This is a genomic window from Vibrio sp. QJM3NY_39 (assembly GCF_057785895.1).
Genome location: NZ_CM173505.1, coordinates 740,156 through 762,189 on the forward strand (window position 1 = coordinate 740,156; position 22,034 = coordinate 762,189).

Sequence of the window (22,034 nt, forward strand, 5' to 3'; positions counted from 1 at the left end):
AACAAAACTAAAAATAAGGTCACGGCTTGCCGCTCTTAACCGCTCGCAAATTAGTTATCTTTTAGCATTTTTTTGATGTTGTCCTCATTCTGGTATGACGATTGTATCTTTATTAACCCTTGATTAATCGCATGTTTACACGCTTCTCTTATGTTACCAGTTGCAAGGCTCGCTGCGGGCGCATTATCGATAGCTTTTAAGTATACCCATTGACTGCTGCGCTCTTTGAGACTGATCTCACGCGCTAGATTAGTCGACATCAATAACACATCGAGCAGTTCTTGGTCGTTAATTGCAGTGTAAGCACGTGGTAGGAACGGGTAGTCAGCGATGCCCATGCGGACGGTTCGATTGATGTTTCGCTCGGGTTCGAAGTTATTAACCCAAGATTGAATCTTTCTGAACAGGGCCTCAGGTGATAAATCACGGTCAGCGTTGGGCTCGATATAAAGCAGGTTCGCATCCGAGAAATGGTAGACACGAGCTGGGCCTTCAAGCTTAGATTTGAGGAATTCGCCAAAAGCATCTTCGAGTTCTAGACCCGCTTTGTAACCGTTCTGCGTGTACATATTACGTAGGAAAGGTAAGTCAATCATCACGAAGCGTAAACGGTCGTTGAGCGGTTCATGAATCAGTTCACCAAGCTGCCATTGCTCAAAGGTTTGGCTGGTTTGTTCCAATGAATTTGAGAGTTTCGCATTCAGCATTCTTAGATTAGGAAGCTTAGAACGGGAATGCGTAAAGAGGTCGGTACGCAGTGAATCGACCTCTTTGGCTAAGGTTTGAATGAGGTAGCCTCGGCGCAGCACAAAGAAGAATAAGACAATGCTGAACAAGAATAGGGCAAACGAAATCTTTTGGAACTTACGATGTTCTAGTTTGTATTTCTCTAGCTCTTGTTCTTGGCCTGCATAGTGCAGGGTTTGTTCGGCAAACTCTTTTTGTTGGCGGAATGCGTCTTCCCCAACACGGTTGAGTTTTTGCTGCTCTAAAGAGACAAGGCTGTTGTATTGCTTGAGATTTGCCAATGCTTGCTGTGGACGACCTGCCTGTTCATAACCCAAAGAAAGTAAATAGTATGAGCGTTGCGACAGACGCATATTTTCTACTTGACGCGATATCTCAAGTGCACGTGTCGCATGCTTGATCACATCTTCGCTCTCTTGCAGGTGGTAAGCCAATCCTGCTGATAATAGTGCGGCACGACCTTCCAGTTTTGGAATGTCGGTGTACTCTAGTAGTTCAAGGGCCCGGGTTAAGTACTGCTCAGCTAGAGGGTAATTATAGAGGCGTAAGTAAGTTGCCGATAGACTTAGACGAATATCGATGACTTGGTGTATATCTCTGTCGGTACTTTCGTGATCAAGAACGTTGAAAAAGTGCACTAGGGCAAGGTTATATTTTCCTTGATAGAAGTACACATCACCCATCTTTTTAAGTACTTGAGCTAATATGGGAGAGTTTTCAAAGTTATCATAAAAATCAGCGGCTTGAGAGAGGTGCTCTAATGCTTTATCTAACACTTGGCGCTCAAAGAAAAGTTGCGCAAGTAGGCGGTTTACCTTAGCTAAGCGTGAACTCAGATTGCCTTCTACTGATTTCCAATAGCCATACAGTAACTCAGATAACGCGTGATTGTACTCTTTGTGAGTCAGATAAAATTCACCGACCGTGATGTGGTAGTCGATGGTAACTTTTTCTGAGTAACGCTGATCGAGGTAGATTTTCGCTTCTTGGTAGAACTTTTCAGCTTCGTCGACCTTATTGTCATAAGAGGCGATATCAGCTTTCAGCATGATCAAACGATAGGTAATACCCTCTGTTAAACGTAAGGTTTTATTCACCGATTCTAGGTTTGCTTCAATACTTGTCAGCTCTGCTGTTGCTGTGGCTGACTTTCTGTCACTCAGCCAAAGTAAGCGAACTTTTAGGATCTGAAGATCCAGCTTTAAGTAATTAAGCTTATAGGTTTTTGCGAGCTCAGAGGCTTTATCGATGTTTTTAATCGCAATACGAATGTTGCCTAGGTTGTATTCCGCTTTGGCTAAGATCTTATACGCATCGATACTGCTGTTTGGTGTTCTAATTGAAGAGTCTGTCTCTTCGCGAGAAATCGCTGAAGGGCTTTTCTCACGTTGATCAGAAAGGACACGAAGCGTTAGGTAACTGTTGGCCATTTGTTTTGCTTGGCTTGGCTCGATCTCAACCAAGTTATTGGCTTCATTGAGTAGCGCCGACGAATAAACCGACGCATTGACCGATGTGCTTAAGCTTAAAATAAATAGACTAACAACGTATAACCAACGCATTTCAATGTCCCTTTAAAGATTGGTAGGTTCAAATAAGTGTGGGTGGGTTCACGCCTGATTATTGGCGAGCCATACGCTTATTGTGGCTTGGTCTATCTTGCTCTGTTGAACGGTATGGATTGATATCCAGACCACCACGACGCGTGTAACGTGCAAACACGGTTAGCTTCGATGGCGCACAGTATTTCATGATGTCAGTGAAGATACGCTCAACACATTGTTCGTGGAATTCGTTGTGCTCACGGAAAGAAACTAAATAACGTAGCAGTGATTCACGGTCAATTTCCTTGCCTGAATATGCGATCTCAACACTGCCCCAATCGGGTTGGTTGGTGATCAAACAGTTCGATTTTAATAGGTGGCTGTGCAGTGTTTCTTCTACTTCTTGCTCGCCAGCAGCACCTTCAAGTAATGACGCTTCAAAATCATAACTGGTGATTTGGATGTCTTGGTTGTCGATACAGTCACCCTCCATCGTTACGATAGGTTGGTTGGTGTAGTCGGTTACCGAGTTAACGTTCACAATCACGGCTTCGCCAGCGCATGCCGACAAGTCTTGAGTAAGACGCTCAGTGACTTGGTCCCAGTTTTGGAATTGAGTTTGATTGTAGCTGTTCAGGTACAGCTTGAAAGATTTTGATTCAATTAAATTTGGGCTCGTTGCTGGGATGAAAACTTCACCCACCGCCACTTGTGGTAGGCCGTTGGTGTTTAGCCACGAAAGCTCGTACATCGTCCAAATATCATGGCCGACAAAAGGCAGGTCACCGTTTAGCGCAAGGTCATCACGATTCAGGCTACGAGGTACTGGCTGCAATAAACTTGCATCGTATTGGTTAGAGTACTCAGTTTTTTGGCCAAGGGTTAAACCCGCTAGCTCTTTTGCGTCAGAATATTTGCTCATACTTTCGTTTCAAATTCGATTAGAATGGGGTCGATTTTACTGAATCCCTATTACCCTGTCATTAAGTCATCGCTTAATCGGCGCTGAAAGGGCTCGGATTCTATTTATTATTTTGTGTTTAGGAGATTTTCATGACTCAACGTGCTCAAGACGCACTACTTTCTTTTAGTCAGCGATACGTTGACGCGTGGCAGCAGCAACACCAAAGCTTACCTCGCAATGAGGAGTTGGTTGATATTGTGTCGCATTGCGTAGAAGAAAAGAGCGGCGACGCCGTGTTATGGAAAAACTATCCACGTGAGCAATTCGCGGATTTCACTAACGTTGAAACGGGTATCGAGTTGACGCTGCATGAAGACATCAAAACCTTCTACGGTGCGCAATACAGCGCAGATATGAACGCGACTTTTGACGGTAACGATCTGACGTTATTACAGATTTGGAGTGATGAAGACTTCGAATGCCTGCAAGAAAACATCTTAGGCCACCTAGTGACTCAGCGTCGTTTGAAGCTAAAGCCAACGGTTTTCATCGCAGCTACTGACGCTGAACTGGATGTTATCTCTATCTGTAACTTAACGGGTAACGTAGTTTTAGAGCGTTTGGGAACCAAAAATCGTGATGTGTTAGCCGAGACATTGGCAGAATTTTTAAACAAGTTACAACCAGCGGTATAAGGTGAAGCAAGTGATTTCGTCTAGTGACGTTTTTCTATGATACTGGAACTTTAGAGACGTCAACCTAAGCCTAGGTTGACGATGATATTTACACTACTGGTTAGTTATTGATCCAAAGCTTATAAAAATCACTGTATCCCGATTTGTTTATGTAAAGCCCATTAACCTGTTTCGCTTGAACTACTTCTTCTTGCCCCCAAAAAAGTGGGAGTAAAGAGCTTTCTGAACATAGTTGATTAAACCGTGTGACTAATTGCGGTAGTTGGTCTTCATTTGTTAATTGCTTATGAAGGTCTGATGTATGTTCTAAGAGTCGTTCATAAGGGTAAATAAATCGAATGGCAGTGCTGGCTAACAGCCATTCATAAAGGCCGAACTCTAAGGGTTGTTCTATAACCTCTTCTACAAATAAGAGATCGGCTTGATCTCTAAGCATTTCTGGTGTGCTCGCATTGGGTAAGATAACGACATCCACGATTATACCTGTCTCGGAAATTTTTTTAATTAACCAGTTAGAAAGGTTCTCAAGATACTTAATTGTCCATTTCGGGTGCGTTAAGACCAACTTTCCACTTAATATCGGTGTCGAAATCGGGTTTATAGAGCATGAGGAAGACTCGTTTAGTGTCATCGGGTGTAAGTTTTCACTGACGCTAAATTGATTTCGAATTGATTTTAAGTACTTAAAAAGGTTATTGATCGTGTGGGGAGAAATATCACTACTTTCACGCATATTATAAGCTAAGTATGAAAAGGCTTGGATTAGATGCTTTTCTGTTTCGAGGGCAGGGTGATTGAAACTTACAAAGTGCTCAAGTTCGCTGCCTTGGTGTGAAAGTGTTATTTCTTGAAGCAATGCGTTTTTAGCAAAGTAATGCGGGTTCTTTCTTAGTACGACCTTATCTTTATCCCAACAAGATAGTGAGAATGGACCGGTACCGATTGGTATACTTCTCTTCTTCGAGAAGGAAAGGTTGCGACTAGTAAAAACTGAAGCATTCGCTGTAGCGAGACAGTATAGGAAAAGTGGGTTTTCACTTTCCAGTTGAATACAAACGGCTCTTTCAGACTCCGAGAAATAGATATCTTCAACTTGCTTGAATAATAGATTAACTGGACCTTGTGTATTTTTTAGTTCTCTAAGGCTAAAAATTACATCATCTATAGTCAAAGGCAACCCATCATGGCAAATTACTTCTGGTCTGATCCAGAGGTAGATACTTTTTCCATCTACCCTGTAATCATAGGCCAGCTGCGTCTCCAGTTTCCCGTGTACATTAACTATGAGTAAGGTGTCGTAAAGACTTCGAGCTATTTGTAGCTCTGAAAACCGGTAAGTTAAAGTTGGGTTTAACTCATTGACCCAGGGATATTGAGTGATCACGAGAGAATTTGAAGCCTCTTTATTCCTATTGGATTCAAGCATTGCTTGATTTAAAGCGTTAGCCGCAACCTCTTGATAGGCGTATAGAATCTTAGCAATAACGTCAAAGTTATTTGATTCTATTTCACTGCTAAGGGTTTGATAGATTGCTTGATACATTGAAACTGTTATTTGGATGGTGCTACTTTTCCCTCTCCCTACACCTGGTTGCCAGAAAATCCAATTGTAGTCTCCTAAAATTTTTAGAATGTTGGATGTGTTACGTCGGGAGGTGGCAAACACGTTTTCCAGTTCGTCTAAGTTAACTTCATAAAGGACTGAATGATCGTAGTGGCCCAACAATTGGTTTAGCCTGCGAAGGCATGTTTCAGTCATATTTATATCGCTATATAATGTGTTTGGGCTTTTAAGTAAATCGAGTTCTGTGGATATATTTGAATTAATCTAAATATAGAGTTTGGAATATGGTGTACATACGCTATTAACGATGTTGTTATAAGCATTATTTGATGATTTTGGTAATGTATGAAACTTTATTAGTATTATATTGGCGGGAAGTGATTGCTAATGATTGCTAATTTTAACACCCCATTTATTTTCTGGATAATAATATAACTATTTATAAATAATAGATGGTTGTTTTTTGGTTGTTATTATAAAGTCTCAATATTGAGACGGAGATGGGATGCTCTGCATCCCATCATATCGTGTTAATGTGCTTTTGGAAGAGTTGTAAATATATTCCACTCTTCTTTTACTTCACCTTTATGCCCTACAACCGTAGCTGTAACCTTTCGATTTAGAGCATGGCTTATTTCATCAATACCTATTGAACTCAGTTGAGTATCACCAAAACCTACAATCCTTATTCGACTTTCTTTTATACCCAAATTTATTATTTTGTTACGAACTTGTTTAGCTCGACGTGTCGACAGAGCCATGTTGTATTGGTGATTTCCGACGTTACTGGCGTAACCTTGAATTTCAATTGCGGTATTCGAATACTGCTTTAAGAAGTTAACCATACCTTTGATTTGCTGATCATAAATTGAATCTATTGTATCGGAGTCATTATTGAATAAGATTCGAATAACATATGAATCCTCTGTTTCAACAAGGCTTCCACATCCATCATTGTCTATCTCAGCAAATTGAGGGGTGTCTGGGCAAAGGTCTCTTTCATTGATGACCCCATCACTATCTTGGTCAAACTGGTCCGCAACTTGACTTACATTCGGGGTTGGGATGTAACTAATCTCATCACTTGCTTGAATGTTGAAAGTAAAAAATAGAAAAGACCAAAAAATGGTTTGTTTGTACATTAGTAATCCACCTTATCTGTCCACTCTCTCGGTAAGTTAACTCTCAATGCATTCAATAGGTTACCTGTAGAAGTAAGGACTCTATATTTTGCGTATTGTTCGGAATGTTTTGCTTCTACGTAACCTTTTCGTGATTCGAAAAGTTCATTTTCAGTATTCAAAAGATCGAGCAAAGTACGTTTGCCTATTAAGTATTGTTTTTCGTACGCAATTACGGTTTCGGAGGCCGAATCCACATGATCAGCAAGGAAGACCTTTTGCTGAGATGTCATTTCTAAAGCGCTCCAAGACAGTTGTAGTTCTTCTTTAACTGAGCGATATGCTCTCTCTCGTAAATCTTTGGCTTTGTTTAACTGGTAAGCCATTTCTGAACTCTTTGCTGAATCTCGACCTCCATTATAAAGGTTGTAATTAAGCCGTATCATCGCTGTTGTTTCATCACTACTACCTTCTATTCCTCCAGCATCCTCTTTCCAACTCTGCTTGGCTTCAAATGAAAGGGTAGGGAAGTAGTTTGACTGGCTTTGCTTATATTGGAATTTTGCAGACTCAACATCCACTTGTGATATTTTAATAACAGGATGAGATTCATAGGCTTGCTCTTGAGCGAGCTCTAACGTTAATGGGATAAAGTTTTTATCGGCTCGAGGAAAAATAAGGGATTGAGGAGCTTCCCCAACAAGGCGAATGAAAGTGGTCTGTGAGTCAATCAAGTTGTTTTCAGCTGCGATTAAATTACTATGTGCTTTTGCTAGACGTGCTTCAATTTGCGTAAGATCTGCAGTTGAACTGATACCTGAGTCTGTACGCTTTTTTATGTCGACGTATATCTTTTCGTGTGTCGCGAGATTACTCTCTGATAGAGCGAGAATCTCAAAACCTTCAATAGTCTCAATGTAAATCCTTATAACGTCGAGTGCTGTATTTTGTGCATTCGATAATAATTGTAGTCGAACTGACTCAGCATCTGCAGAGACACGATCGATATCATTCAGAGTTTTTGAACCATCCCATATCAATTGATTTAGCGTAAGTGATGCTTCTCTGCGTGTCATCTCAGTTGATCCGCGAGCGATTTCGGAAGCTGGATTAATTGCTTCATACCCTATTCCTGCATCTAAATCTAAACTCGGTCTATAGGCTCCTGTAGATGCATCAATTAAATAGCGTTTGCTTATATATTCATTAAACGCACTTTTTATTTCTGGATTTGTAGCAAAGGTTTGTGATACCGCTTGCTCTAATGACTGTGCCCAAGAAGGTAGTGGTAATAAAAGCCCACTGCACAGTAAGCTACAGTAAATTAGCTTCAAAGAAATTCTCCAATTTGTTAATAATATTTACATCATTATTTGTTTTTATTGATTTAGAATGAATGACTCTTGCTTAAGGAATGCCATTCAATTTTTTAGGTTATTACAACTTTCAAACTTATTTTTAATCGAAAAATATACATCACTTGTTCGATTTTTAATTCTTTAATAAAATATTATTGTTTGGATAAAAATAAAACAAATTTAAAACATGAAAATTTAAGCCTATAAAAGTGCGTGTTTTATAGGGGCTGTTTGATGATAAATTACCCAGTTATTTTTCTTGTCAATAAATGAGCTTGTTGTGTTGGGTTTGATTGATGAATCTAATCGATGATTTCTAGGGGATATGAGCAGTGGTCGACAGAATGAAGTTAGCAGTAGAAACGCATGTTGTAATTGGTTTAGATGGTCAAATTAAAGTAGTCGAGCCAGGGCAGCAGTTGTTTCCAGGTGAAATTATTGTCGAAACGTTTGAAGGCAATAAAGAACCTGAAATTACGTTTGTTGATCAACACGAAAACATTGACATATCACCTGATGTTATTGCTTTATTCAATGCTCTCGAAGACGGTTTAGACCCTACTTTATTGGGGAGTGAATTTGCTACCGCGGCTGGAGATGTTAGTGGCTCTAGTTTGATAACCTCTGGAAGTATTGAAAGAGATGGCGTAGAAGTTTTAGCGCAAACATTCTTTGAGACCAAGGGGTTAACTGCAAATCAACAAGTCACTTTGAACACTGTTTTGAATTCTACTATTGATGTTATTTCTGAATCATTAGCCGCTATTATCACTGGAAACGATAAAGGTGATTTACAAGAAGACGTGACGCTGACCACGGGCGGTAATTTGAATGTCGACGACCCGGATTTAGGCGAAGCGGTGTTTACCGCTCAGACCGATATTCAAGATGGTAACTACGGTACGTTCAGTATCGATGCGGACGGTGAGTGGACGTACACGCTCAACAATGACCACGCCTATGTCCAAGCACTAGATGCCGACTCTACTCCCATTGTTCGCACCTTTACGGTAGAAACTGCGGATGGCAGCACGCATGAGATTGCAGTGACCATCACGGGTTCAGACGACGCGGCGGTTATCACGCCAAGCATTCCGGGCGATGATAAAGGCGCGGTTCAAGAAGACGTGACGCTGACCACGGGCGGTAATTTAAGTGTCGACGATCCAGATTTAGACGAAGCGGTGTTTACCGCGCAGACCGATGTTCAAGATGGTAACTACGGTTCCTTCAGTATCGATGCGGACGGTGAATGGACCTATGTGCTCAACAATGACCACGCGGATGTCCAAGCGCTAGATTCAGACTCTACTCCAATTGTTCGCACCTTCACGGTCGCGACTGCGGATGGCAGCACGCATGAGATTGCCGTGACCATCACAGGCTCAGACGATGCGGCGGTTATCACGCCAAGCATTCCGGGTGACGATAAAGGCGCAGTGCAAGAAGACGTGACGCTGACGACCGGTGGTAACCTCAATGTCGACGATCCAGATTTGGACGAAGCGGTGTTTACCGCGCAGACCGATGTTCAAGATGGTAACTACGGTTCGTTCAGTATCGATGCAGACGGTGAGTGGACCTATGTGCTCAACAATGACCACGCCGATATTCAAGAGTTGGATGCCGACTCGACTCCTATCGTTCGCACTTTCACGGTAGAAACTGCGGATGGCAGCACGCATGAGATTGCAGTGACTATCACCGGCTCAGACGACGCCGCGGTCATCACGCCAAGCAAACCGGGTGATGATAAAGGCGCTGTGCAAGAAGACGTGACGCTAACCACGGGCGGCAACCTCAATGTTGACGATCCAGATTTAGGCGAAGCGGTGTTTACCGCGCAGACCGATATTCAAGATGGCAATTACGGCACGTTCAGTATTGATGACAGCGGTGAGTGGACGTACACGCTCAACAATGACCACGCGGATGTTCAAGCGCTGGACGCCGACTCTGATCCGATCGTTCGCACCTTCACGGTAGAAACTGCGGATGGCAGCACGCATGAGATTGCAGTGACCATCACCGGCTCAGACGACGCGGCGGTCATCACGCCAAGCAAACCGGGCGATGATAAAGGCGCCGTGCAAGAAGACGTGACGCTGACCACGGGCGGCAACCTCAATGTTGACGACCCGGATTTAGGCGAAGCGGTGTTTACCGCGCAGACTGATGTTCAAGATGGTCACTACGGCTCGTTCAGTATCGATACGGACGGTGAGTGGACATACACATTGAATAACGGTCACGCCGATGTTCAAGCGTTGGATGCCGATTCTGACCCAATAGTTCGCACTTTTACTGTAGCAACCGCAGACGGCAGCACTCACAATGTTGAAGTGACTATCACTGGTACTGACGACGCGGCAATCATCACGCCAAGCAAAGCTGGCGATGATAAAGGCGCCGTGCAAGAAGACGTAACTTTAACTACAGGCGGCAACCTAAACGTTGATGATCCAGATTTAGGCGAAGCCGTCTTTAGCGCGCAAACCAATGTTCAAGATGGCAATTTCGGCACGTTTAGTATCGATGACAAAGGTGAATGGACGTATCAACTCAACAATACCCACGCCGATGTTCAAGAGTTGAATGCCGATTCTGACCCAATAGTTCGCACTTTTACTGTAGCAACCGCAGACGGCAGCACTCACAATGTTGAAGTGACTATCACTGGTACTGACGACGCGGCAATCATCACGCCAAGCAAAGCTGGCGATGATAAAGGCGCCGTGCAAGAAGACGTGACGCTGACCACGGGCGGCAACCTCAATGTTGACGATCCAGATTTAGGCGAAGCGGTGTTTACCGCGCAGACCGATATTCAAGATGGCAATTACGGCACCTTCAGTATCGATGCAGACGGTGAGTGGACCTATGTGCTCAACAATGACCACGCGGATGTCCAAGCGCTGGATGCCGACTCGACTCCAATTGTTCGCACCTTCACGGTAGAAACTGCGGATGGCAGCACGCATGAGATTGCCGTGACCATCACGGGCTCAGACGACGCGGCGGTCATCACGCCAAGCAAACCGGGTGATGATAAAGGCGCGGTGCAAGAAGACGTGACGCTGACCACGGGCGGTAATTTAAATGTTGACGACCCGGATTTAGGCGAAGCGGTGTTTACCGCGCAGACCAATGTTCAAGATGGCAATTACGGCACCTTCAGTATCGATGCAGACGGTGAGTGGACCTATGTGCTCAACAATGACCACGCGGATGTCCAAGCGCTGGATGCCGACTCTACTCCAATCGTTCGCACCTTCACGGTAGAAACTGCGGATGGCAGCACGCATGAGATTGCAGTGACCATCACTGGCTCAGACGACGCCGCGGTCATCACGCCAAGCAAACCGGGTGATGATAAAGGCGCCGTGCAAGAAGACGTGACGCTGACGACGGGCGGTAATTTAAATGTTGACGATCCGGATTTAGGCGAAGCGGTGTTTACCGCGCAGACCGATATTCAAGATGGCAACTACGGCACCTTCAGTATCGATGCAGACGGTGAGTGGACCTATGTGCTCAACAATGACCACGCCGATGTTCAAGCGCTGGACGCCGACTCTACTCCCATTGTTCGCACCTTCACGGTTGCGACAGCGGATGGCAGCACGCATGAGATTGCAGTGACCATCACGGGCTCAGACGACGCCGCGGTCATCACGCCAAGCAAACCGGGTGATGATAAAGGTGCAGTGCAAGAAGACGTGACGCTGACCACGGGCGGCAACCTCAATGTTGACGACCCGGATTTAGGCGAAGCGGTGTTTACCGCGCAGACTGATGTTCAAGATGGTCACTACGGCTCGTTCAGTATCGATGCGGACGGTGAGTGGACATACACATTGAATAACGGTCACGCCGATGTTCAAGCGTTGGATGCCGATTCTGACCCAATAGTTCGCACTTTTACTGTAGCAACCGCAGACGGCAGCACTCACAATGTTGAAGTGACTATCACTGGTACTGACGACGCGGCAATCATCACGCCAAGCAAACCGGGTGATGATAAAGGCGCGGTGCAAGAAGACGTGACGCTGACCACGGGCGGTAATTTAAATGTCGACGACCCGGATTTGGACGAAGCGGTGTTTACCGCGCAGACCGATGTTCAAGATGGTCACTACGGCACCTTCAGTATCGATGCGGACGGGGAGTGGACGTATGTTCTCAATAATGACCACGCCGATATTCAAGCGTTAGATGCCGACTCTACTCCAATCGTTCGCACTTTCACGGTAGAAACTGCGGATGGCAGCACGCATGAGATTGCAGTGACCATCACTGGCTCAGACGACGCGGCGGTTATCACGCCAAGCAAACCGGGTGATGATAAAGGCGCTGTGCAAGAAGACGTGACGCTAACCACGGGTGGCAACCTCAATGTTGACGATCCAGATTTGGACGAAGCGGTGTTTACCGCGCAGACTGATGTTCAAGATGGTCACTACGGCTCGTTCAGTATCGATGCGGACGGTGAGTGGACATACACATTGAATAACGGTCACGCCGATGTTCAAGCGTTGGATGCCGATTCTGACCCAATAGTTCGCACTTTCACGGTAGAAACTGCGGATGGCAGCACTCACAATGTTGAAGTGACTATCACTGGTACTGACGACGCGGCAATCATCACGCCAAGCAAAGCTGGCGATGATAAAGGCGCCGTGCAAGAAGACGTAACTTTAACTACAGGCGGCAACCTAAACGTTGATGATCCAGATTTAGGCGAAGCCGTCTTTAGCGCGCAAACCAATGTTCAAGATGGCAATTTCGGCACGTTTAGTATCGATGACAAAGGTGAATGGACGTATCAACTCAACAATACCCACGCCGATGTTCAAGAGTTGGATGCCGATTCTGACCCAATAGTTCGCACTTTTACTGTAGCAACCGCAGACGGCAGCACTCACAATGTTGAAGTGACTATCACTGGTACTGACGACGCGGCAATCATCACGCCAAGCAAAGCTGGCGATGATAAAGGCGCCGTGCAAGAAGACGTGACGCTGACCACCGGTGGCAACCTCAATGTTGACGATCCAGATTTAGGCGAAGCGGTGTTTACCGCGCAGACCGATATTCAAGATGGCAATTACGGCACCTTCAGTATCGATGCAGACGGTGAGTGGACCTATGTGCTCAACAATGACCACGCGGATGTCCAAGCGCTGGATGCCGACTCGACTCCAATTGTTCGCACCTTCACGGTAGAAACTGCGGATGGCAGCACGCACAATGTTGAAGTGACTATCACTGGTACTGACGACGCGGCAATCATCACGCCAAGCAAAGCTGGCGATGATAAAGGCGCCGTGCAAGAAGACGTGACGCTGACCACCGGTGGCAACCTCAATGTTGACGATCCAGATTTAGGCGAAGCGGTGTTTACCGCGCAGACCGATATTCAAGATGGCAATTACGGCACCTTCAGTATCGATGCAGACGGTGAGTGGACCTATGTGCTCAACAATGACCACGCGGATGTCCAAGCGCTGGATGCCGACTCGACTCCAATTGTTCGCACCTTCACGGTAGAAACTGCGGATGGCAGCACGCATGAGATTGCAGTGACCATCACGGGCTCAGACGACGCGGCGGTCATCACGCCAAGCAAAGCTGGCGATGATAAAGGCGCCGTGCAAGAAGACGTGACGCTGACCACGGGCGGTAATTTAAATGTCGACGACCCGGATTTAGACGAAGCGGTGTTTACCGCGCAGACCGATATTCAAGATGGCAACTACGGCACGTTCAGTATCGATGCAGACGGTGAGTGGACGTACACGCTCAACAATGACCACGCGGATGTTCAAGCTCTAGACGCCAACTCTACTCCCATCGTTCGCACCTTCACGGTAGAAACTGCGGATGGCAGCACGCATGAGATTGCAGTGACCATCACGGGCTCAGACGACGCGGCGGTCATCACGCCAAGCAAACCGGGTGATGATAAAGGCGCAGTGCAAGAAGACGTGACGCTGACGACGGGCGGTAATTTAAATGTTGACGATCCGGATTTAGGCGAAGCGGTGTTTACCGCGCAGACCGATATTCAAGATGGCAACTACGGCACCTTCAGTATCGATGCAGACGGTGAGTGGACCTATGTTCTCAACAATGACCACGCCGATGTCCAAGCACTAGATGCCGACTCTGATCCAATTGTTCGCACCTTCACGGTCGCGACTGCGGATGGCAGCACGCATGAGATTGCAGTGACCATCACGGGCTCAGACGACGCGGCGGTCATCACGCCAAGCAAACCGGGTGATGATAAAGGCGCAGTGCAAGAAGACGTAACCCTAACCACGGGCGGCAACCTCAATGTTGACGATCCAGATTTAGACGAAGCGGTGTTTACTGCGCAGACCGATGTTCAAGATGGCAACTACGGCACGTTCAGTATCGATGCGGATGGTGAGTGGACGTACACACTCAACAATGACCACGCGGATGTCCAAGCGCTGGATGCCGACTCGACTCCAATTGTTCGCACGTTCACGGTAGAAACTGCCGATGGCAGCACGCATGAGATTGCCGTGACCATCACGGGCTCAGACGACGCCGCGGTCATCACGCCAAGCAAACCGGGTGATGATAAAGGTGCCGTGCAAGAAGACGTGACGCTGACGACGGGCGGTAATTTAAATGTCGACGACCCGGATTTGGACGAAGCGGTGTTTACCGCGCAGACCGATATTCAAGATGGCAATTACGGCACCTTCAGTATCGATGCAGACGGTGAGTGGACCTATGTGCTCAACAATGACCACGCGGATGTCCAAGCGCTGGATGCCGACTCGACTCCCATTGTTCGCTCTTTTACTGTAGCAACCGCAGACGGCAGCACTCACAATGTTGAAGTGACTATCACTGGTACTGACGACGCGGCAATCATCACGCCAAGCAAAGCTGGCGATGATAAAGGCGCGGTGCAAGAAGACGTAACTTTAACTACAGGCGGCAACCTAAACGTTGATGATCCAGATTTAGGCGAAGACGTCTTTAGCGCGCAAACCAATGTTCAAGATGGCAATTTCGGCACGTTTAGTATCGATGACAAAGGTGAATGGACGTATCAACTCAACAATACCCACGCTGATGTTCAAGCGTTGGATGCCGATTCTGACCCAATAGTTCGCACTTTTACTGTAGCAACCGCAGACGGCAGCACTCACAATGTTGAAGTGACTATCACTGGTACTGACGACGCGGCAATCATCACGCCAAGCAAAGCTGGCGATGATAAAGGCGCGGTGCAAGAAGACGTGACGCTGACCACGGGCGGCAACCTCAATGTCGACGATCCAGATTTGGACGAAGCGGTGTTTACCGCGCAGACCGATGTTCAAGATGGCAATTACGGCACGTTCAGTATTGATGCGGACGGTGAGTGGACGTACACGCTCAACAATGACCACGCCGATGTCCAAGCGCTAGATGCCGACTCCACTCCCATTGTTCGCACCTTCACGGTAGAAACTGCGGATGGCAGCACGCATGAGATTGCAGTGACCATCACTGGCTCAGACGACGCGGCGGTCATCACGCCAAGCAAACCGGGTGATGATAAAGGCGCTGTGCAAGAAGACGTGACGCTAACCACGGGTGGCAACCTCAATGTTGACGATCCAGATTTGGACGAAGCGGTGTTTACCGCGCAGACTGATGTTCAAGATGGTCACTACGGCACGTTCAGTATCGATGCAGACGGTGAGTGGACGTATGTTCTCAATAATGACCACGCCGATATTCAAGAGTTGGACGCAGACTCTACTCCCATTGTTCGCACTTTCACGGTAGAAACTGCGGATGGCAGCACGCATGAGATTGCAGTGACCATCACCGGCTCAGACGACGCGGCGGTCATCACGCCAAGCAAAACGGGTGATGATAAAGGCGCGGTGCAAGAAGACGTGACCCTAACCACGGGTGGCAACCTCAATGTTGACGATCCGGATTTAGGCGAAGCGGTGTTTACCGCGCAGACCGATATTCAAGATGGCAATTACGGCACGTTCAGTGTTGATGACAGCGGTGAGTGGACGTACACGCTCAACAATGACCACGCGGATATTCAAGCGTTAGATGCCGACTCTACTCCAATCGTTCGCACCTTCACGGTAGAAACTGCGGATGGCAGCACGCATGAGATTGCAGTGACCATCACTGGCTCAGATGATAAACCTGAATTTGTCAGTGGCAATAACGACTCGCATGGCCTAAACAGTATGGGACTCGTTGATGATGATGTTTATTCATTCTCTGTGCTTGAAAATAGCCCAGGTCAAACTGTTGGTCAGGTCGGTGCATTTGACGTCGATAGCGCAAGTCAATTGACCTATTCTCTTAGCAATCATACCGACCTCTTTCAGATTGATGCTGTATCAGGTGAAATTTCGTTGAAACCAGGCGTATCTCTCAATCACGAAGACATCGAAAGCTACAGTGTAGGCGTGCTCGTTACTGATGAATCCGGAGAGACGGATACCGCTCAAGTTCAAATAACAGTCGGTGACGTTAATGAAGGTCCGACTGCTTTAGATGACAAGGGTATTACGACTGAAACTAAAACATTAGATTCATCGAATTGGATAGTCAGCGACGATATCAAAGTCGATGTCTATGTAATTGACAGTGTGACTGGAGAAAAAGTTGCAGATGCTACTCTGGCAGATTACACCGGGGATGGTGACAATAAATACGGTGTGCATTCTGATCTTGATAACCCTTCTGATCGTGTTCAATCTGGCCAAATTGGTTACGATGATGCAACTCAGAAGAGTGAAGCGATGAGTTTCTCTTTTGCTAATAATCAACTTGCTAATCATGCACAAGTTGAAGTTAAAAACTTATGGACAGATACAAACAACGGAAGCTGGGAACCAGGCATTGAGCAAGGCGTATGGAAAGCTTATTTTGATGGTGAATTAATTGCGACAGGTATATTTGAAGGGAATCGTGGTGGCAGCCAATTAGTTTCTATTGATGCCTCCGGACGATACTTTGATACGATTGAATTGTCTGCAATTGGCTACAAAGATGGGGTTGTTGACCCTAAAGGTTCTGAATATTTCGTTACTGAAGTATCTGCTGATTTAACGTCTTTCGATAGTAATTATCACACACACGGAACCGGTCTATTAACTTTAGATGTGCTCGCCAATGATAGTGACCCAGAGAACGATGAGCTAACTATTGTTGATTACCCACAGGCGAACTACATAACACTTAAAAACGGTCAATTTGTTTTTGATGCTGAAAAGTATCTAGATAGCCTACCTTTAGCTGAGCAATCATTAAGTGCAGGTGAAGTTAAAACTGTAGAGTTTGAGTACACTATTCAAGATGAGGATGGGTTGCAGGATACAGCCAGCGTCACCGTTACCATAATCGGAGAATCTATTTCACTTGATAATGAATCAGTTACTCTAGAAGAATCTGACTTAGGTGCGAATCAGACCGTATTTGTCGAAGGTGAACTGGATGCAGACCTTGGTTCAGCGGAAGAAGCGGAGTATCGATTCGATAGTACACAAGATCTTTCTGGTTTAACGAGTAACGGTCTGGTAGTCCAGTTTGAACTTTCTCAAGACCAAACAGAATTTAGTGCGTTTACTGAGGTTAATGGTCATCGAGTTGATGTGCTTTCGGCAAAGATAGATCAAGCTACTGGTGAGTATCAAGTATCGCAACATGCGGCACTTGATCATCTAGAACAGGGTAATGATTCATTGATGCTTGATTTAAATATCACGCTAGATGTCGGTCATCAAGTGGAGCAAGCACAGCTAAATATTGAAGTGGTCGATGTTATTCCCGAAGCTGGAACTCATCAACATACGATAAAAGATGTTCAACCTCAGTCTAACTCAGTCGTGATTGCACTAGATGCATCTAGCTCTATGAATGATACTGTTCTCGATTCAAATGGTCTGCAAACGACAAGATGGGATTTAGCACAAACTTCAATAAAAAGTATGTTTGAGAAATATGATGAACTGGGAGATGTGAAGTTCCAAATTGCTACTCACTCTGGTTCACCAAGCGGTAAAACTTCTAACTGGATCGAGTCAGAGCAAGACATTACAGATTTCTTTGCTACTGTATCTCCAGCTGGTTGGACACCCTATTATGAAGCGATTGAGCAGATTGAAGACATTGTTTCAGCTGATGGCTTCTCTAGCCAAGTCGCGGGTTCCAATACCCAGTTGTACTTTATCTCTGACGGACAGCCTTCAGATTTCAGTGGCTGGACTCGTCAAGATTTCTATTCCGCTCAAGCTCGAACAAGCTTAATGGATGACTTAGACCCGGCGCATTTTAGCAACCAATCACATTATGATGACTTGTTATCAGGCCGAGTGGCTCCGACAGATGCCGAAGAAAAGTTGATTCTCGAATTAGCGATGGAAAATGGAGTGTCTGCCAATGGCCATACCTTTAATAATATTTGGGCGCTTGGTATTGGCGATAGTGCTTCTTTGAATTATCTCAAACCAGTGGCGACTAGTTCTGGTTCGGCATTGGTTGTTGATGAGTCAAATGTAGAGAATGTTTTAGTGACTACCGTCCCAGGTGAAGTTCAAAGTGATGTTTTTTCTCAAGTTGGCGGTGAAATTCAATGGGTTAATTCTATTGAAATCAAAGGTGAAAACTACCAGTTTGATAAACAAACAGGCACAGTATCGAAAACGGATGTTAATGGGATATCTTCTCAAGTTTCAGAACATTCTCTGCTTGAAGTAGAAACGAACTTTGGCCAGTTAACGATTAATTTTGAAAATGGTTGGTATGACTATAAAGCGAATAATGTCGATGGTGATCAAAGTGAAAGCTTTGCATTCAAAGTCATTGATGCTGATGGTGATATTGCAACTAACGATATTACAATAAATATCAAAGACGGTGCCCCAGAATTTATTTCTCCAAACGATGAAGATCAGATTCGAGGCTCTGATGGACATGGTTTAGCAACCACCGACACCATTAGTTTTGACGTTGCTGAGCATGAGAGCGGAATTTTGGTTGGTAAAGTTGCAGCATTTGACCCTGACAACGATACGATCACTTATACCCTTAAAGGGGATGATAGTGACAAATTCCGCATAGACAGTAATACGGGAGAGATTTGGTTAAAAGATTCAGACGCTTTAGATTTTGATCTTTCTTCAGCTCATGAATTGATCGTAGAAGCAAGTGATGGCAGCGACTTAGATCAAACTACAGTTACTCTGAATGTTGTTGAAAATAGGGCGCCGGAGAACACCGCAGTAGTTGGTTTTGCTGAAGTCGAAGAGCAACCTATAAATAAGATCACAGTTGTGTTCGATGTTTCTAGCAGTATGACTCGGACTTTTGATGGGACGAATACGTATAGAGATAGTGGCTTACCGGATGAAGTTCTTGCTTCACGTACAGAGTCAAGAGCGTATAAGGCAGCAGAAGCTCTACATGAAATGGTTGAAGATCTAATACAACAAGGTGGAGCTTCAAATAGCTACATTCGCTTGGTTAAATTTGCAGGTGAAACTGAAGAGCAAAGTTGGTTTGAACTTGGTGACGTTCTTGAGATGACACGTCCGCCAGAGCTGAATGGACGTGAGCTCACGGACATGACTTACCTGACGGATGTCAATAAGTATGTGAATGAGTGGTGCTGGATCGACAATAGAGGAATGAACACCGATTACAATGATGCCTTGGAAGCTGTCATGGCACCAAGTGATAGTTCTAATCGTTTCCCGTGGCAGGATGGCCTAAACGCTCAAGGTGAACTGGATTGGGATCTTTTACTTAAAGAGCAGCCAATCGAGAGCCATGATTCTATCTTCTTCATGTCAGATGGAGCTCCGAACCCTAGAGACGGAGCTGTGGTTGCTGATGACCTAACTGACCGCTGGGAGCAATATGTTCAAGATAACCAAGCTTCTGTTTATGGTATTGGTATTGCGACGCGTGGTGACGAAAGTGTTGCGGATGCAATGAATGGCATTACTGATACTGTCGTATATGTAGACTCTGGAGAAAGTTTAGGACAACTGCTTAAACATTACACGCCAGAGCCTATTGCTGGTGAGTTATTGTCGGGTAGTTTCGATCCCGATGGTGATACGCTACAGGTGTCTACTCAAACTAATGACTTTAGATTGATGAATACCGAGTTTATGGGCTTTGATACACCGCCCAATGTGACCTCTTCTGTTGCTAGTGAAAATGGTCTTCTGAGTGTGACAACAGAGTTTGGTGTCTTGGAAGTATACTCAAATGGAAGTTATAACTTTACCCAAGACGAGAACTTCAACTTGTCGAATGGTCAGCAAATAAATATGAATTTTGCTTTTGAGGTTACGGACGGTAAAGGGCAAAACAGTGACAATGTATTTAGTTTAATTCTAACCGAAAAAGGAGCAGTCCCTGTCATCCAAGATAGTGTGACACTTTCTGGCGATGAGTTGGGTAATACGATTCTTGGTTCTGAAAGTATTGATATACTACTCGGCCAGCAAGGCAGTGATACCTTACATGGTAACCAAGGGGATGACTTTTTACTTGGCGGTGAAGGTGATGATGTACTCATTGGTGGCTTAGGTAATGACATTTTGACGGGGGGAGAGGGCAAAGACGCTTTTGTTTTTGAGCAAGACTCAGTGGATGGTTTGTCACGCGATACTATTACTGATTTCACTTTTGGTGATGACAATATTGACCTCACAGACCTTCTTGACCTGACTGGAGATGATGTTACTAATATGGAAATGCTACTAGAGCATGTTACAGCTTCATTAACTGCGGATAGTAGTATTGAGTTAGCGATCGAAGCGGAATCTGGCCAATCTGTTGCAGTTGAGATGACCAACTTGGATTTATCAGGCTTCGATATGAGCGCTATGACAACATCCAATGAAATTGTAGAGCAGTTGTTCCAACAACAAACTTTTACGTAAAAACGTGGTTTAACTTGTGTTGAACAGAGTAGAAAGCCAATCAATTGGTTTTCTACTTGCCTGAAGATGATATGCGTTTTTAACTGGCTGCTTTAGAGCTCCAGGCAGTAGTATTAAGCTATAAGCGAATATTTATTTAATTCGGGGTCATCCGTATTATTAAGCTAAGTACAATAGTATAAATAGTCGTTATAATGATGCTATTAATAGAACCACATATAGTAAATAGATGTACGTACTAGAGCTTCAATTTGAGTGTTTTGATAACACAACGGTCAGCGCTGTCGATAAGGCAGTTAATGGCTTAATGGATGCACTTCGTTACAACGGACAAGTGTTAGGTCGTGAGTTTCCAATTGTGATGGGCGACGGCGAATTCTATGTTCGCGTTGTGTGCCCTGAGCAAGACAGCTTACACCCACGTAATCATTCAGATTTCGTAAAGGTCTGTTTTGAACGCTTATCAGCTGCGAGTTTATTAGCGCCTAAGATGCGTCTGCTTGGTCGAGATCTGAACTCAGAAGAAGTGGCAGAAGATGAAACGCCAAGTTGGCAGGTGCTATACACGACATTCGTGCATACCTGTTCGCCGCTGCGTAGTGGCGATAGCTTGTTGCCGATCCCTTTGTACCGCAACCCGCCAACCTTCAATGGTGACCATAAAGCCGTGTTGAAATGGCAGACAGAATGGCAAGCCTGTGACGAAGTACAAATGGGCGGGGGTTGCCGTGCTGAACATGCAACGCTGACCGAGATTAGCGATACCAAAAGCGTATTGTTTAAACGCGGTTGGGGCTTGAGAGGGCGCATTGAGTTTCTGACTAAGATTCCAACTTATTACTACTTATATCGTGTCGGTGGGATCAGCCTGAAAGCTGAAAAAGAGCGTAAATGCCCGCAGTGCGGTGGTGAATGGCTGCTTGATGCGCCTATTCACGATATTTTCTATTTCAAGTGTGATGACTGCCGATTGGTGTCAAACATCTCTTGGGATCACCTGAAGTAACCCTTCTGTGGTTATTTAAACGTCATATTTTAGATATCGGAGTATTGCTTAAGTGCTCCGATATCGATTTCCCCTTTTATATTAATCGTTTACCATCTTGTTTTCTTACTCGATTTCGCGACTCACAAGCTAT

Annotated in this window: 8 protein-coding genes; 3 read left to right on the top strand and 5 right to left on the bottom strand. The window is 45.2% G+C overall.

What is annotated here, in order from left to right; genetic code table 11:
- Positions 1-50 precede the first annotated feature (50 nt).
- Both AC3CHU_RS03495 and queF read right to left on the bottom strand, forming a co-directional pair.
- Positions 51-2,309, bottom strand: coding sequence for a tetratricopeptide repeat protein (locus AC3CHU_RS03495; RefSeq protein ID WP_488525075.1), 2,259 nt, complete (start codon positions 2,307-2,309; stop codon positions 51-53).
- Between the two features lie 58 nt (positions 2,310-2,367).
- Positions 2,368-3,213 (bottom strand): NADPH-dependent 7-cyano-7-deazaguanine reductase QueF, encoded by an 846-nt coding sequence (gene queF, locus AC3CHU_RS03500; protein ID WP_488525076.1) that lies wholly within the window; start codon positions 3,211-3,213, stop codon positions 2,368-2,370.
- 131 nt (positions 3,214-3,344) lie between these two features.
- Here queF and syd point away from each other — a divergent pair, with 131 nt between their 5' ends.
- Positions 3,345-3,890 (top strand): SecY-interacting protein, encoded by a 546-nt coding sequence (gene syd, locus AC3CHU_RS03505; protein WP_488525077.1) that lies wholly within the window; start codon positions 3,345-3,347, stop codon positions 3,888-3,890.
- A gap of 100 nt (positions 3,891-3,990) precedes the next feature.
- On the opposite strand, the gene AC3CHU_RS03510 is transcribed toward syd, so the two are convergent.
- The 3 genes from AC3CHU_RS03510 to AC3CHU_RS03520 all read right to left on the bottom strand — a co-directional run bounded on the left by AC3CHU_RS03510 (position 3,991) and on the right by AC3CHU_RS03520 (position 7,909).
- On the bottom strand, positions 3,991-5,649 hold the full coding sequence (locus AC3CHU_RS03510; protein WP_488525078.1) for an ABC transporter substrate-binding protein: 1,659 nt from the start codon (positions 5,647-5,649) through the stop codon (positions 3,991-3,993).
- A gap of 335 nt (positions 5,650-5,984) precedes the next feature.
- Positions 5,985-6,596, bottom strand: coding sequence for an OmpA family protein (locus AC3CHU_RS03515; RefSeq protein ID WP_145571319.1), 612 nt, complete (start codon positions 6,594-6,596; stop codon positions 5,985-5,987).
- Entirely contained in the window at positions 6,596-7,909 is a 1,314-nt protein-coding gene (locus AC3CHU_RS03520; RefSeq protein ID WP_488525079.1) for a TolC family outer membrane protein, read from the bottom strand. The genes AC3CHU_RS03515 and AC3CHU_RS03520 overlap by 1 nt, the downstream gene beginning before the upstream one ends.
- A 368-nt stretch (positions 7,910-8,277) precedes the next feature.
- Here AC3CHU_RS03520 and AC3CHU_RS03525 point away from each other — a divergent pair, with 368 nt between their 5' ends.
- Positions 8,278-20,895 (top strand): VCBS domain-containing protein, encoded by a 12,618-nt coding sequence (locus AC3CHU_RS03525; RefSeq protein ID WP_488525080.1) that lies wholly within the window; start codon positions 8,278-8,280, stop codon positions 20,893-20,895.
- A 229-nt stretch (positions 20,896-21,124) separates the two neighbouring features.
- The gene (locus tag AC3CHU_RS03530; protein WP_017089735.1) at positions 21,125-21,901 is read left to right on the top strand and encodes a Zn-ribbon-containing protein; all 777 of its coding nucleotides are present in this window, start codon (positions 21,125-21,127) and stop codon (positions 21,899-21,901) included.
- Positions 21,902-22,034: the final 133 nt, after the last annotated feature.